The following is a 14,171-nucleotide window of genomic DNA, read 5'->3' on the forward strand; positions in this document are numbered from 1 at the left end:
ATGGAACGTCACACGGCCGGCGCGTCCCCGAAGTCCGGGATCTCCAGGCGGACACCGCCCTTCAGCGCGGACTGGTGCGCGATGATCCCGGGCAGGGTGTAGCGGGCCGCGACCCAGGCGTTCACGGACGGCAAGGTGCGGGTGTTGACGGCGGTCACGAAGTCGTCCACCAGGAAGTGGTGGCTGCCTTCGTGGCCGTTGTGCAGGTTGTCGAACTCCCGCGGCAGCCGTGAGCGGTCGTGCACCGGTGCCGACCCGGAGGTGAAGGCGGCCCGCCGCTCCGGCGCGATGTGCTGCAGCGAGGGGTCGTCGGGGGACATGGTCGGCTTGGGCTCGAGGAGCTCCGTGATGTCCTTGACCCCCTTCTTGTCCTGCCACAGGGCCACCGTGGCGAGCTGCTCCATGCTCGCCTCGGTGCCGAAGAAGCGGAAACGCGACTCCCGGATGTGCGAGGGGTAGCCGACCCGCCGGAACTCGTTCGTACGGAACGAGCCGCCGCCGGCCACTTCGAACAGCGCGGTGGCGTTGGAGAAGTCGTTGTCGAACTGGCTGATCTCCTTGTCGAAGACCCCGTCGCCGCGCTCGTCGCGCACCCCGATCGCGGACACGCTCACCGCGTGTGTCTGCCAGGCGCCGAGCACACCGCCCACCGAGTGGGTCGGGTAGAGCAGCGGGGGATAGCTGGCGGTCGCCTTCCAGTTCTCGCCGCCGCTGTACTGGTAGGCCTCGTAGAAGCCGAGGTCCATGTCGTGCACGTAGTCGCCCTCGGCGTAGAAGAGCCGCCCGAAGGCGCCCTCGGCGATCTGGTTGCGGGCGTGCACGGTCGCCGGGTTGTACTGACTGGTCTCACCCATCATGTAGGTCAGTCCGGTGGCCTTGACCGCGTCGATGATCGCCGCGATCTCCTGCGTGGTGACCGCCATCGGGACGGCGGAGTACACGTGCTTGCCGGCGTTCAGCCCCTGGACCACCAGGGGGCCGTGCGTCCAGCGCTGGGTGAAGACGGCGACCGCGTCGACCTCCTTGGACTCCAGCATGGCCTCGTAGGAGGGGAAGGTGCCGGCGAGGCCCTGCGCGGCGGCGAGCTGCTCGGCCCGTTCGGGCAGCAGGTCGGTGACGTGGACGTCGCTGACGCCGGGGTGGGCCTGGAACAGCGTGGCGAACTGGCCGGAGAACTGGCCGGCGCCGACGATGCCGAGCGAGAACGTCATGAAATGCGTGCCCTTCACTGGGAGAGGATGAGATTGATCTGACGGTTGGTCTTGTTCAGGCCGCTCACCGGCGCGCCATTGCCGTATATGTCCTGCATGGCCGGGTGCATCAGCGCGTACACGTCCGCCGCGTAGTCGGTGATCGGGTAGGTGAAGGTGGTGAAGTCCCGCTTGTCGGCGGCCGGCTTGGTGAACGCCGTGACGTCGATGCCCTTCTTCCTGTAGGCGGTGACGGCGGACCGGGTCCCGTCGGGGGTGGCGGGGAAGACGATGCCGTAGCTGCCCACCGTCCTCTGGCAGGCGTCGGAGGACAGGTACTTCACCCACTTCAGGGCGCCCTGCTTGTTGTGGGCGTTCCTGGTGACGGAGTCGGCGAGGCCGTTCATCATCGTGGCCCGCCTGCCGGTGGGGCCGATGGGGGTGAAGGCGGTGCCGACCTGAAGGTTCTTGTAGCCGTAGTACGTGGAGATCATCCAGGCGCCGTCGAAGGCCATCGCGGCCTTGCCGGAGGCGAGTTGCGCGTTGGGCGGGTTGGCGCTCTCGCCGTAGTCCGTCAGCGGGGCGAGGTAACCCTTCTTCGCCAGACCGAAGTACCACTTGATCACCGACTGGAACGTCCTGCTGTCGTACCGGTACTTGGTGCCCCACCGCTTCTTGTCGGTGTAGTTCCAGCCCGCCGAGCCGGTGAAGGGGCTCCACTGCGTCTGCCCGTCGCCGTCGCCCGCCCCGGCGGTGGCCAGGCCGTACACCTTGACGTGGTGCTTGTCGAAGCCCGGCTCGTCGCCGCGCCTGCCGTTGCGGTCGATGGTGAGGTGGGCGACGGCCTTCTCGAAGGTGCCGCCGTCCTTCGGGTTCCAGGACAGACTGTTGACCTGCTCGGGCGTCAGTCCCGCCGCCTCGGCCATCTTCCGGTTGTAGAAGAGGGCGACGGTGTCCCAGTCCTTCGGAGCTCCGTAGCGATGGCCGTCCTGGGCGATCCAGTTGTCCGCCAGCCCCTTCTGGTAGTCGGCGGGGTTGATGCCGAGGTCGTCGAGCGGTTCCAGCACCTTCAGATCGGCGAACTGGCCGAACTTCTGTATGTGGTCGGTGAACACGTCCGGCTGGGTGCCCGCGATGAAGCTCGCGGTCAGCTTGGTCCAGTAGTCGCCCCAGCCCATCTGAGTGATCCGGACCCTCAGGCCCGGGTTCTCCTTCTCGAAGTCCTTGGCGCAGGCCTGGTAGGCGGGCAGCTGGTTGGCGTCCCACAGCCAGTACGTCACCGTGTTCCCGGACGCCGCGGTCCCATCGCCCTTGGCGCATCCGCTCACCAGGGACAGGGCCAGCGCACCGGCCAACGCCACGACCGTACGAATTCGCATCTCTGTCCCCTCACTTGATCCCGGTGAAGCCGATGGAGCCGACGATGCGGCGTGCGAAGCAGGCGAAGAGCACGAGCATCGGCAGGGCGGCGATGAGGGTCGCAGCCATCAGCCCCGACCAGTCGTAGCCCGTCTGCGGGGTCTGCGCCCGGAAGATCGCCAGTGCCACGGTGAGCACCCGTGAGCTGTCGCTGTAGGACACCATCAGGGGCCAGAAGTAGTCGTTCCAGGAGGTGATGTAGGTCAGCACGCCGAGGGTGAGGATCGGGGTGGCCGCCATCGGCAGCATCACCCGGAAGAAGATCCTGACCTTGCTCGCGCCGTCCAGCAGTGCGGCCTCCTCCACCTCGCGGGCGACGTTCATGAAGAACTGCCGCAGGAAGAACACCGCGAACGGCGTCATGAACATCGTCGGCAGCGCGATGCCCAACAGCGTGTCCACCAGGTGGAGTTGCTTGATGAGCACGAAGTTCGGCAGCAGCGTGAAGATGGCAGGCACCATCAGCCCCGCCAGGAACAGCCCGAACACCTTGTCCCGGCCGCGCCACCTCAGCCGGGCGAAGGCGTACGCGGCCATCGAGGAGAAGAAGACCTGGCAGACGGTGATCAGAGTGGAGACGATCACCGAGTTGAGCAGATAGCGCCAGAATTTCAGCCCGCCGCCGGCACCGCCCTGGGCGATGGCCTCCTTGGTGGACTGCATACCCAGGGCCCGCGCGAAGCCGCCGGTCGTCAGGCCGGTGGGGAGGGGGTCGCCGGGGTGCGCGGCGAGCGAGGCGTTGGTGGACAGGGCCGTTCTGAGGATCCAGTAGAACGGCAGCAGCGTCACGAGCACGATCACGCCCATGACCGCCCAGGCGGCGATCCGGCCGGCGGAAAACCGACGCCTTACGGGTATCGCGGTCGTCGTGGTGGCCACGGCAGCCATGTCGGTCACTCCCTTGACGTCAGCCGAGATCGGTCTGGCCGGCCCGGGTGAGCCGGTACTGGAGGAAGGTGATCGCGGTCAGCACGACCAGCAGGGCCACCGACATCGCGGACGCGTAGCCGAACTGGAAGCGGCCGAAGGCGGCGCCGTAGATGTAGTACTGGAGCACGTTGGTCGCGTTCGCCGGCCCGCCCTGCGTGGTGACGGCGACCGTGTCGAAGACCTGGAACGACCCGATCACCGTCATGATCAGGACGACCGCCAGCACCGGTCGCAGCAGCGGCAGCGTGATCCGCCAGAACATCCGCCACTCGCCCGCGCCGTCCACCCTCGCCGCCTCGTACATGTCGCCCGGGATCGCCTGGAGGCCCGCGAACAGCAGGAGGGCCGTGTAGCCCACGTGCCGCCACACGTTGATCAGCGCGATCGTGGGGATGGCCCACGCCTTGTCGGCGAGGAACGGGATGTGGTCGAAGCCGAGCGCCCCGATGACCTGGTTGCCGATGCCGAGTTGGGTGTCGAGGACCCACAGCCAGACGACGCCCGCGACGACGTTGGACATGAGATACGGCGTCAGCACGATCCCGCGCAGCAGTGCCGACTGCGACAGCCGTTGCAGGAGCACGGCGATGGCGAGCGCGGAGACGGTCTGCACCCCGATGTTGATCACCACGTACTCGACGGTGACCTTCAGCGAGTCCCAGAAGATCGGGTCGTGCACCATGCGGACGTAGTTGTCCAGGCCGACCCACGTGGCGGGGGTGAGCAGGTTGAAGCGGGTGAAGCTCAGATAGACGCCCCGCAGCGTCGGCCACAGCAGGAAGACCAGGAAGCCCAGCATGGCCGGGGCGAGGAAGAGGGCGGCGAGCGCCCCGTCGCCGCTGCCCTCGCGTGCTCGGGCGGTACGGGTTCCTGTGGCGGTCCCCCGCCTCGCGGCGCCGCGCAGCGGCAGACGCGAGGGAGGGCTGCTGGAGGCGACGGTCATCGGTGACCCTCCTCGTCGGCGGCTCGTCCTCGGTGGCCATTTACTTTTGATTCGGAAGAATCACCGCGTCAAGAGCCCCGCCGACTCTTTCTCGTTCGGGCTTCACCGTCATAGAGTGGTCATCATTAGTTCCGCCACAAAAGAAATTGTGTGGGAGTCTGGTCTGCATGACCGCACGTGCCGCCAGTTGGCTGCCGCTGAGTCCCGGCGAGCGTGCCGTGGCGATCGAGGTGCTCATCCACGGGCCGCTCTCGCGCTCCGACCTGGCGCGACGGCTCGCCCTGTCGGCCGGCAGCCTCACCCGGCTGACCAAGCCCCTCATCGAGTCGGGCCTGCTGATCGAGGTCGCCGACGGGGGCGGACCGGCCGAGGGCCGCCAGGGGCGCCCCTCGCAACCCCTCGACGTCGTCGCCGAGTCCCGGACGTTCCTCGGGTTCAAGATCACCGAAGAGATGGTCTACGGCGTCGTCACCACGCTCAGAAGTGACATCGTCGCCCGCCTGGACCGCCCGCTCACCAGCCACGACCCCGTCCATGTCGCGGCGCTGCTGGCGGAGATGACCGGTGCGCTCACCGCGGAGTTCCCGACGGCGGCAGGCATCGGCGTCGGCGTCGGCGGACTCGTCCAGGACCGCGCCGTGGTCGGTGAGTCCGCCTTCCTGCACTGGCGCGACGTACCGCTGGCCCGGCTGGTGGAGGAGCGCACCGGGCTTCCGGTGGTCGTCGAGAACGACGTCGCCGCACTCGTCGAGGCCGAGGCCTGGTTCGGGGCCGGCCGCGGGCTGGAACGCTTCGTCGTCCTCACCATCGGGGCCGGCATCGGCTACGGCCTCGTCCTGGGCGGCAAGCGGGTGCCCTACGCCGAGGAGGACCGGGGCTTCGGCCGGCATTGGATCATCAACCCCAACGGGCCGCTCACCCCGTCCGGCGAGCGCGGCAGCGCGGTCTCGCTGCTGACCATCCCCAGCATCCGCTACCAGATCCGGGCCGCGACCGGCTGCGACAAGACGTACGAGGAGATCCTCGGGCTCGCCGCCGCAGGTGAGCCGATGTGCTCCCGCGTCGTCGACGAGGCCGCACGGGCCCTCGGCACGCTGGTCGCCCAGATCGCCAACTTCGCGATGCCGCAGAAGATCCTGCTGGCCGGGGAGGGGGTCGGGCTGATGGACGTGGCCGGGAAGACGGTGGAGGAGACCATCCGCGCGCATCGTCACCCGCTGGCCGCCCCGGTGGTCCTGGAGACCAAGGTCTCCGACTTCCACGACTGGGCGCGCGGCGCGGCGGTGCTGGCGATCCAGGTGCTCGTGCTGGGGGTCGTGGACGGATGACCTGTTCGGGCGCCCGGACGTGATCAGCTTCACGGTCCGGAATGCCGGAAGATGCCTGATTACTCACAGCGCCTTCACGCCGGGCCCCGTATGCTTCACGGCATGTCCACTACTCCTGAACCCGTGGCGGAGCGTTCCGCCGACGAGGTCAACGAGGAGATCCGGGCACTGTGGTTCCGCAGCGGCGGGATCCTGAGCATCGAGGAGCGGCGGGAGTACCAGCGGCTCGTCCTGGAATGGGCGGCGGCCTCCTCCCCGCGCCCGACAAGGGCGGCGTGACCGCCCGCCCGGCCACCTCCTGAGTCGTGACCATCGCCACGAGGCCGGCTCGGCACACCCACGACAGGCCGGGCCCGCTCGGGCACCCGTACACCCCCGCGGTATGCCGAGGGGATCGCGGCCCGCGCGGACCGGTCAGCCCCAGGTCCCCGAATACGCCCGACGATAGGCGTTCCGTTCCTGTTCCGACCGGATGTAGCGGGTGGCCACCAGGGCGACCAGGCTGCCCGCGATGACCAGCAGACCCGGCCCGACGTTGCGCGGGTCGGTGAGCCGCGACAGGAGTCCGTCCGCCGTCCCCGTGGTGCCGACCTCCTGGACCGCACCCGGAGCCGCGGCGCCCGGTGCCGCCGACCCGGGCGCGATCGCCGCACCCTGGGACGCCGAGACGGAGGGCGCGGGAGCGGCGGAGGCCCCGGTGGCCGCACCGCCCGACGCCTGCCCCGGCCCCGTCAGCTGGACCCCGAGAGCGGCCATCGCCTTCGTCACCGGCTGGAAGAACGTCGTACCGCCCGCCTGGCAGTCCCCGCTGCCGCCAGAGGTCACCCCGAGCGCGATCCCCTCGGAGAACAACGGGCCGCCGCTGTCGCCCGGTTCGGCGCACACCGTCGTCTGGATGAGACCGGTGACCGAGCCCTCCGGGTAGTTGACCGTCGCGTTCAGCGCGGTGACCTCGCCGTCGTGCAGACCGCTGGTGCTGCCGCTGCGGAACACCTTCTCACCCACCACCGGGTCCCCGGCCGCCGTGATGCGCACCCCGCGCCCGCCCCCGATGGCCACGACGTTCTCCCCGGGCGTCGCCTGCCCGTTCTCGTACCGGATGAGGGAGAAGTCGCCGTCCCCGGGGAACTGAGAGGTGACGGTCCGGCCCAGCTGGGTGCGGCCGGTGTTGTCGGAGAACCAGAGCGTGCCGCCCGGCCCGCAGTGTCCGGCGGTGAGGATGAACTCGCCCTGTCCGTTCGTCACGTTGAAGCCCGCGGAGCAGCGGCCGGTGGTCGAGAAGATCGGCAGGGCGCCGTTCACGCGCGTGGTGAACCGCCCCTGGGTGCGCTCCATGCGGACGAAGTCCCCGATGCCGTCGGCGAGTTTCGTCATACGGGACCAGTCGGACGCGGAGACCGTGCGGTCGGCCTGCACCACGACCTGATTGGTCCTGTAGTCCACGGACCAGGCGGTGCCCGCCACCCTGGGGGCGGAACTCAGCGTCTCCGTAGCCGACTTGAGCTGGTCCATACTGTGCCGCACCATCCTGGCCCGGGCCCCGGCCGCCGTCACCGCGTCCGCCGCGGCCCTGTCCGTCACGGCGACGACGGGCTTGCCGTCGGAGGCGACCCAGCTGCCCGCCGTCCGCGAGCTGCCGAGCCGGGACACCAGTTGAGAGCCCGTCTGTGCGGCGGTCACGGCGGACGTGCCGGTGCTGTAGGGGGTCTGCGCGCCGGACGGTTCGCTCGCCAGGGCCTGGGTGACCATCAGACCACCCAGGAGCAGTCCGCCGACGGCCGCGATGCGCGCCCGCCGTCGGACGATCCGTCGTCGTGCATGCCTCATCCATGGCTCCCGAACCCGAACAGCACGGCGTCACCCACCGCGGGGCACTTCCGGTCGTCGAGCGCCCTCACTCCATACGTGCGCGCCTGCCCGGGTGTTCACCAACGAGCCGGGGAAGTCACGCCGTTGGCCGGGCCCACAACCTGCCGTCTCGGGGCACTAGGTGCGCCGCAGCGAGGCACCGCTGCGTTCGTCGCCCCACAAGGAGTCCCCGTCCAGGTACGGGCGCAGCAGCGCGGTCAGCGCCGGGTCGCCGTGTCCGTTCAGCTCGTCGGAGGCGATCTTGCGGGCGATGCCGGCGAGGAAGTCGGCGAGCTGCACCCGCGGATCGAGCCGGGAGTCGACGAGCCGGAACCCGAAGAGCCCGGTGGTCTCCTTCAGCCAGGCGATGCGCTGAGCGGTGAGCACGTTCTGCTCGTCGTGCACGAGCGAGACGCGGTGCCCGCCCGCTCCCCAGTACGCCGCGGTGCGCACGAGAGCCGGCAGCAGGGGGTTGAGCGCCGGGACGACGGCGGGCCCGTCGGCGATCCGCGCCCGGTAGGCACGCGCCCGGTCCCGCGCCCCGGCCAGCAACGGAAGGGTCTCGCCCGCGTCGCCCCGCGGACGGGTCCGCAACAGGTCCTCGACGGCGCGGAAGAAGGAGTCGACGGGACCCTCCGGGTGACCGTCGCTCCGGGCCCGCATCAGATCGTTGGACGCCTCCAGAAAGCGCCGCCACCGCTCGTGCCCGAAACACCCTCGGCCTCGGAAGAGGGGGAGGGCGGGCGCCGGATCACCGAGCAGCAGGTCCACCACGCGGTCGACCACGAAGAACGACTTCTCCACCAGCAGCACATGGGCGTGCCCGTGCAGCGGTCCGGAGGCGCCGAGAAACCATTCCAGCACCGCGCGGTGCTTCTCCCGGAGCAGATGGGTCGCCTTGTACTCCTCCGCGGGCGAGCGGATACGGTCGCGGATCTCCCGGACGTGCGCGGCCGCCCACGGCAGGGGCAGATGCACGCTGGCGTGCGCGAACACGTCGGTGTTCCCACTGGTGAGGTTCTCGCCGTCCGATCCGGACTCGTCACAGGCCACCTCCAGCAGTCGTCCCTCGGTCCGCGCGCGGACCGTGCTCTCACGATGCCGGCTCACCGTCTCGCCCCCTGCCCTCGTACCGCATGAGGATCATCCCGCACACCGCGCATGGCGAACCCTCCACGCGGCCGGTGAACCCCCGTGAACCACCTGACCACACGGGCGTAACCGTCTACCGGTCAGTAACTCTTTCGTGGTCTGATGTCCATCATTGGACGTGAACATGTCGGGTGCGGCCGTGGGTGAGACGCCATCGCCGCATGGACGCGACGCGGACGCGAGGGAAGGGACGAGCATGACAAGACGTGGTGCGGTGCGCCGGATCGGCGCGATGTCGGCGGTCGTGGCGTTGGGCATCGGCGGCACGGTGACCGCGGCGGGCACCGCCTCGGCGGCTCCCGCGGCAACCACCGTGCGCGTGGCGGCGACGCAGGACTCCGGTGTCGACTACGCCACCTGGCAGGCGGACGTGAAGGCGGTCATCGACCAGGCGCTGCCGTACGTCCGGCAGCGCACCGCGAACGCGGCCGGGCAGAAGCTCGCGATCGTCTTCGACATCGACAACACCACGCTGGAGACGTACTTCCACCCCTGGTACCAGCTGCCCACCCCGGCGGTCCAGCCGTCCCTGGAGCTGGCGAAGTACGCCAAGTCCCGGGGGGTCTCCCTCTTCTTCGTCACCGCGCGCCCCGGCATCATCGAGGCCGAGACCAAGTGGAACCTGACGACGGTGGGTTACCCGGTCGACGGCCTCTTCGTGCGGGACCTGCCGGACCTGTTCGACGAGGTCAGCGCCTACAAGACGAGCAAGCGAGCGGAGATCGAGGCGCAGGGCTACACGATCATCGCCAACGTCGGCAACAACGACTCCGACCTGGTCGGCGGCCACGCCGAACGCACGTTCAAACTGCCCGACTACGACGGTCGGTTGTCCTGACCGCTCCCGCGTGCACAGGGGCGCCGGTACGGGGGTACCGGCGCCCTTTCGCGCGTCGGGCGTAGAACGGCCCCGGCAGCCCCACTGTCTCCCTATGTAGACATCGTCTTGGATATGAGACGGGGTCAGGGGAGTATGGCTCACCTCGACAGGGACAGGGAGGCCGTTTGGACGTCGGCGCAGTCGTGCTGCTCACCGGGGCGGGCGTCGCCTCCGGGCTCGCCGGTTCGATCGCCGGTCTGGCCTCCCTGTTCAGCTATCCCGCGCTGCTCGCCGCCGGGCTTCCGCCGGTGGCCGCCAATGTGACCAACACCGTGGCGCTGTTCTCCAACACGGTGGGCACCGCCGTCGGCTCCCGTGAGGAACTGCGCGGCCAGCGCCACCGTCTCATGCGGCTGGCCCCGCTCGCGGCCGTGGGCGGCTCGGCCGGTGCGGCCCTGCTTCTGGGCACCCCGTCCTCGACATTCGAGCGTGTCGTGCCGTGGTTGATCGCCCTGGGCTCCGTACTCATCCTGGCGCGCGAGCCGTTGCGCCGGCTGACGGCGAAACGTCCGCCGAGGGGCGACGGCCCGCGCACCAAGCTGCCGCTGGCCGGTGCGGTCCTGGCGGTGGGGCTCTACGGCGGCTACTTCGGCGCCGCGGCGGGCGTGTTGATGCTGGCCGTGCTGTCGCTGTCGGCGAGCGAGCCGCTGCCGGTGACGAATGCCGTGAAGAACATCGCCACGGGCGCGGCCAACGTCACCGCGGCGGTCGCCTACGCCTTCCTGGCCCCGGTCGACTGGACGGCCGCCACCGCGCTCGGTCTCGGATGCCTGGTCGGCAGCAGGATCGGCCCGGTGATCGTACGGCGCCTGCCCGAGACCCCGTTGCGGATCGCCATCGCCCTGGCCGGACTCGGACTGGCCTTCTCCCTCTGGCGTCGGGCGAGCGGACGGTGAGTCGGACGTAACGGTGGGCAGGCGGGAGCCGGTTTCCGTCGTCCCGTCAGATTCCATCCGTGCACGACCCATTGACCAGCGAGGTCCACAACCCTAGCCTCCATCCTCATGTGTAGACGGCGTCCTCATATGAGGATGTCGTTCAGGTAGGCGACTGCGCGGTTCAAAGGGGAACTGACCCATGCCACTTGTTGTCGTAGCGATCAGCGTGCTGATCCTGCTCCTGTTGATGACGAAGCTCAGACTCAACGGCTTCGCCGCCCTGTTGCTGGTGGCCGTGGGTGTCGCCCTCGTCCGGGGCATTCCCCTGGAGAAGATCCCCGGCGTCCTGTCCGACGGCATCGGAGGGCAGATCGGCGACACCATGCTCACCATCGGGCTCGGTGCCATGGTCGGCCGGGTGATGGGGGACTCCGGCGCCGCCCAGCGGATCGCCGGAAAGCTGCTCGACGTCTGCGGGCCGCGCTGGGTCCAGCTCGCCATGGTGCTGACCGCCATGCTGATCGGCGTCACCATGTTCTACGAGGTCGCGTTCGTCATCATCGTGCCCATCGCCTTCACCCTGGTACGGGTCACCCGGGCCAACCTGCTCTGGGTCGGCCTGCCGATGTCGATCGCCCTGTCCACCATGCACAGCTTCCTGCCGCCGCACCCCGGCCCCACCGCGGTCGCCGCGACCTTCCACGCCTCGGTCGGACTGACCCTGTTCTACGGCCTGTTCGTCGCCGTCCCGGCCGGTGCCCTGATCGCCCTGGTGTGGCCCGCCTTCCGTTCGTCCGGAGGATGAACCCCTCCATACCCACCGGCCTGGTCAGTGACCGAGTCTTCACCGAGGAGGAGATGCCCGGCATGGGCTGGTCGCTGTCGGTCGCCCTGCTGCCCGTGGTGCTGATCGCCGGCGCGGCGGTGACCGACCTGGCCACCTCGACCTCCGGCCCCGTCCTGCACTTCGTCGCCTTCATCGGCTCCGCGCCCATCGCCCTGCTGCTCACCCTGTGCATCGCGATCTGGGCCTTCGGCCCGCGGATCGGCCGCAGCCTGGAGGAGGTCAGTGCCTCGTGCCGGTCGGCCGCCCAGGCGATGGCGATGATCCTGCTGGTGATCGGCGCGGGTGGCGCCTTCAAGCAGGTCCTCGTCGACGGCGGGATCTCCGACTACATCAAGAACGCCACCGACGGCTGGTCGCTCTCGCCGATCATCCTCGCCTGGCTCATCGCGGCCATCCTCCGCGTGGCCCTCGGCTCGGCGACCGTCGCCGTCGTCACCGCGTCGGGCGTGGCCCTCCCGCTGCTGGCGGGCAGCGGCGTGCACCCGGAGATCATGGTGCTCGCCGTCTCCTGCGGTTCGATCGCGTTCTCCCATGTGAACGACCCGGGCTTCTGGATGTTCAAGGAGTACTTCAACCTCTCCGTCATCGACGCGATCAAGGCACGCACCACCTACACGACGGTCCTCGCGATCCTCGGCCTCGGCGGCGTCCTGGCCATGGAGTCGATCCTGGACGCCGTCGGCGTGTGACCCGCGCCCCGCCTCGCCCCACCACCCCCGTCCCGAGGAGTCCCGTCATGGGCCAGCCCACCGTCATCTCCTACTCCGTGTACCCGGTAGCCGGCCGGGACTCCATGGCGCTCAACCTCTCCGGCGCGCACGGCCCCTACTTCACGCGCAATGTGGTCGTCATCGAGGACTCCGAGGGACGCACCGGGCTCGGTGAGGTGCCCGGCGGGGAGCGGATCACCCGCACCCTGCGCGAGGCCGAGCCGCTCGTCCTCGGCGCACGCGTCGGCGACTGCAAGCGCGTCCTGCGCGCCATGGGCGAGAGGTTCGCGGACCGGGACGCGGGCGGGCGCGGCGAGCAGACCTTCGACCTGCGCACCACCGTGCACGCGGTCACCGCCGTCGAGTCGGCGCTCCTCGACCTGCTCGGGCAGCATCTGGAGGTGCCCGTCGCCGCTCTGCTGGGCGACGGCAAACAGCGCGACTCCGTCCGGTTCCTCGGCTACCTCTTCTACGTCGGCGACCCCGACAGGACCGACCTGGACTACGTCCGCGAACCGGGCGCGAGGTCCGACTGGTACCGCATCCGCCACGAGGAGGCCCTCACCCCCGACGCGATCGTCCGGCAGGCAGAGGCCGCACACGAGCTCTACGGCTTCCGCGACTTCAAGCTCAAGGGCGGTGTCCTGCCGGGCCACGAGGAGGTCGCGGCGGTGCGCGCCCTCAAGAACCGTTTCCCGGACGCCCGCATCACGCTCGACCCGAACGGCTGCTGGTCACTGCGCGAAGCCGTCGAACTGTGCCGGCCCCTCGTCGGCACCCTCGCCTACGCCGAGGACCCCTGCGGAGCCGAGGGCGGCTACTCCGGCCGGGAGGTCCTCGCCGAGTTCCGCCGGGCCACCGGGCTGCCCACCGCCACCAACATGATCGCGACGGACTGGCGCCAGCTCACCCACGCCCTCGCGCTGCAGTCCGTCTCGATCCCGCTCGCCGACCCGCACTTCTGGACCATGCAGGGGTCGGTCCGCGTGGCCCAGTTGTGCCACGCCATGGGGCTGACCTGGGGCTGCCACTCCAACAACCACTTCGACATCTCCCTGGCCATGATGGCCCACTGCGGAGCCGCCGCCCCCGGCGAGTACAACGCGCTGGACACCCACTGGATCTGGCAGGAGGGACTGGAGCGCCTGACCGCCGAGCCGCCGCGGATCACCGGCGGGGAGGTCGCCGTACCGGACACGCCCGGCCTCGGCATCCGGCTCGACCGTGACCGGCTCCTCGCCGCACACGAGCTCTACCTGAGCAAGGCCCCCTCCGACCGCGATGACGCCTCAGGCATGCGGTACCTCATCGAGGACTGGACGTTCGACGGCAAGCGGCCCTGCATGGTGCGGGACTGACGGGCCCGGCCGCCGCCGGGGCGTAGGCGTTTGCCTAAATCATTTAGGTAAACGCATAATGGATTCAGGCGTATCTGAGGAGAAGGCGATGGCACGCGCAGGACTGACCACGCAGCGGCTGGTCCGGGCGGGGGCGGAACTGGCCGACGAGGTCGGCTTCGACCAGGTCACCGTCTCCGCGCTCGCCAGGCGGTTCGACGTCAAGGTCGCGAGTCTCTACTCGCATCTGAAGAGCTCCCAGGACCTCAGGACCCGGATCGCCCTGCTGGCCCTGGAGGAACTCGCCGACCGGGCCGCCGAGGCCTTGGCCGGGCGGGCCGGCAGGGACGCCCTGACCGCCTTCGCCAACGTCTACCGCGACTACGCCCGCGAGCACCCCGGCCGCTACGCGGCCGCGCGGTTCCGGCTCGACCCGGAGACCGCGGCCGTCAGCGCCGGGGGCAGGCACGCACAGATGACCCGTGCGATCCTGCGCGGCTACGACCTGAGGGAACCGGACCAGACGCACGCCGTCCGGCTGCTGGGCAGTGTCTTCCACGGCTACGTCAGCCTGGAGGCGGCCGGAGGCTTCAGCCACAGCGCTCCCGACTCCGAGGAGTCCTGGGAGTGGATCCTGGACCGCCTCGACGCCCTGCTGCGCAACTGGCCCGCGCACGCGGACCCTCGGATCTCTTGATCAACAGGTTGA

General features: G+C 69.7%; 12 protein-coding genes and 1 pseudogene. 7 read left to right on the forward strand and 6 right to left on the reverse strand.

The genetic code is table 11. From position 1 onward, the window contains the following. Window positions 1-8 precede the first annotated feature (8 nt). The 4 genes from ACFYZJ_RS09565 to ACFYZJ_RS09580 are packed head-to-tail and all read right to left on the reverse strand — an operon-like array spanning window position 9 to window position 4,482. A complete protein-coding gene (locus tag ACFYZJ_RS09565; RefSeq protein WP_388565565.1) occupies window positions 9-1,211 on the reverse strand; it encodes a Gfo/Idh/MocA family protein in 1,203 nt (400 codons plus the stop codon). Window positions 1,212-1,225: 14 nt separating this feature from the next. After that, window positions 1,226-2,569, reverse strand: a complete 1,344-nt coding sequence (locus ACFYZJ_RS09570; RefSeq protein ID WP_388564837.1) for an ABC transporter substrate-binding protein — start codon at window positions 2,567-2,569, stop codon at window positions 1,226-1,228. Between the two features lie 10 nt (window positions 2,570-2,579). Next, window positions 2,580-3,497, reverse strand: a complete 918-nt coding sequence (locus ACFYZJ_RS09575; protein WP_388564840.1) for a carbohydrate ABC transporter permease — start codon at window positions 3,495-3,497, stop codon at window positions 2,580-2,582. Window positions 3,498-3,516: 19 nt separating this feature from the next. Further along, window positions 3,517-4,482: a carbohydrate ABC transporter permease gene (locus tag ACFYZJ_RS09580; protein WP_388564843.1), complete on the reverse strand. Its 966-nt coding sequence runs from the start codon at window positions 4,480-4,482 to the stop codon at window positions 3,517-3,519. A gap of 167 nt (window positions 4,483-4,649) precedes the next feature. Between ACFYZJ_RS09580 and ACFYZJ_RS09585 the strand changes: the two genes are divergently transcribed. Both ACFYZJ_RS09585 and ACFYZJ_RS09590 read left to right on the forward strand, forming a co-directional pair. Further along, window positions 4,650-5,810 carry an ROK family protein gene (locus ACFYZJ_RS09585; protein WP_388564845.1) on the forward strand — a complete coding sequence of 387 codons (1,161 nt, stop codon included), beginning with the start codon at window positions 4,650-4,652 and terminating at the stop codon, window positions 5,808-5,810. A gap of 90 nt (window positions 5,811-5,900) precedes the next feature. Continuing rightward, complete coding sequence (locus ACFYZJ_RS09590) at window positions 5,901-6,089, forward strand: hypothetical protein (RefSeq protein WP_388564848.1); 189 nt, start codon at window positions 5,901-5,903, stop codon at window positions 6,087-6,089. 135 nt (window positions 6,090-6,224) lie between these two features. Here the strand turns inward: ACFYZJ_RS09590 and ACFYZJ_RS09595 are convergent, their stop codons facing one another. Next, complete coding sequence (locus ACFYZJ_RS09595; RefSeq protein WP_388564850.1) at window positions 6,225-7,637, reverse strand: S1 family peptidase; 1,413 nt, start codon at window positions 7,635-7,637, stop codon at window positions 6,225-6,227. 159 nt (window positions 7,638-7,796) lie between these two features. Then, complete coding sequence (locus ACFYZJ_RS09600; RefSeq protein WP_388564852.1) at window positions 7,797-8,768, reverse strand: DUF3800 domain-containing protein; 972 nt, start codon at window positions 8,766-8,768, stop codon at window positions 7,797-7,799. Between the two features lie 238 nt (window positions 8,769-9,006). Between ACFYZJ_RS09600 and ACFYZJ_RS09605 the strand changes: the two genes are divergently transcribed. From ACFYZJ_RS09605 to ACFYZJ_RS09625, 5 genes and pseudogenes are all read left to right on the forward strand, one after another. Then, window positions 9,007-9,648 (forward strand): HAD family acid phosphatase, encoded by a 642-nt coding sequence (locus ACFYZJ_RS09605; protein WP_388564855.1) that lies wholly within the window; start codon window positions 9,007-9,009, stop codon window positions 9,646-9,648. 167 nt (window positions 9,649-9,815) lie between these two features. Then, a complete protein-coding gene (locus tag ACFYZJ_RS09610; RefSeq protein WP_388564857.1) occupies window positions 9,816-10,586 on the forward strand; it encodes a sulfite exporter TauE/SafE family protein in 771 nt (256 codons plus the stop codon). A gap of 181 nt (window positions 10,587-10,767) precedes the next feature. Beyond that, a pseudogene (locus ACFYZJ_RS09615) lies at window positions 10,768-12,104 on the forward strand (gluconate:H+ symporter). A gap of 47 nt (window positions 12,105-12,151) precedes the next feature. After that, window positions 12,152-13,483 carry an enolase C-terminal domain-like protein gene (locus ACFYZJ_RS09620; RefSeq protein WP_388564860.1) on the forward strand — a complete coding sequence of 444 codons (1,332 nt, stop codon included), beginning with the start codon at window positions 12,152-12,154 and terminating at the stop codon, window positions 13,481-13,483. Between the two features lie 88 nt (window positions 13,484-13,571). Then, window positions 13,572-14,159 carry a TetR/AcrR family transcriptional regulator gene (locus tag ACFYZJ_RS09625; RefSeq protein ID WP_388564862.1) on the forward strand — a complete coding sequence of 196 codons (588 nt, stop codon included), beginning with the start codon at window positions 13,572-13,574 and terminating at the stop codon, window positions 14,157-14,159. Window positions 14,160-14,171 lie beyond the last annotated feature (12 nt).

The organism is Streptomyces sp. NPDC001848, assembly GCF_042891915.1.
In the GTDB taxonomy this organism is placed as follows: domain Bacteria; phylum Actinomycetota; class Actinomycetes; order Streptomycetales; family Streptomycetaceae; genus Streptomyces.

Excerpts from the sequence above, each read along its gene's own strand:
- ACFYZJ_RS09565 (WP_388565565.1), bottom strand. The coding sequence starts at position 1,211 with ATGACGTTCTCGCTCGGCATCGTCGGCGCCGGCCAGTTCTCCGGCCAG.
- ACFYZJ_RS09570 (WP_388564837.1), bottom strand. The coding sequence starts at position 2,569 with ATGCGAATTCGTACGGTCGTGGCGTTGGCCGGTGCGCTGGCCCTGTCC.
- ACFYZJ_RS09575 (WP_388564840.1), bottom strand. The coding sequence starts at position 3,497 with ATGGCTGCCGTGGCCACCACGACGACCGCGATACCCGTAAGGCGTCGG.
- ACFYZJ_RS09580 (WP_388564843.1), bottom strand. The coding sequence starts at position 4,482 with ATGACCGTCGCCTCCAGCAGCCCTCCCTCGCGTCTGCCGCTGCGCGGC.
- ACFYZJ_RS09585 (WP_388564845.1), top strand. The coding sequence starts at position 4,650 with ATGACCGCACGTGCCGCCAGTTGGCTGCCGCTGAGTCCCGGCGAGCGT.
- ACFYZJ_RS09590 (WP_388564848.1), top strand. The coding sequence starts at position 5,901 with ATGCTTCACGGCATGTCCACTACTCCTGAACCCGTGGCGGAGCGTTCC.
- ACFYZJ_RS09595 (WP_388564850.1), bottom strand. The coding sequence starts at position 7,637 with ATGAGGCATGCACGACGACGGATCGTCCGACGGCGGGCGCGCATCGCG.
- ACFYZJ_RS09605 (WP_388564855.1), top strand. The coding sequence starts at position 9,007 with ATGACAAGACGTGGTGCGGTGCGCCGGATCGGCGCGATGTCGGCGGTC.
- ACFYZJ_RS09620 (WP_388564860.1), top strand. The coding sequence starts at position 12,152 with ATGGGCCAGCCCACCGTCATCTCCTACTCCGTGTACCCGGTAGCCGGC.
- ACFYZJ_RS09625 (WP_388564862.1), top strand. The coding sequence starts at position 13,572 with ATGGCACGCGCAGGACTGACCACGCAGCGGCTGGTCCGGGCGGGGGCG.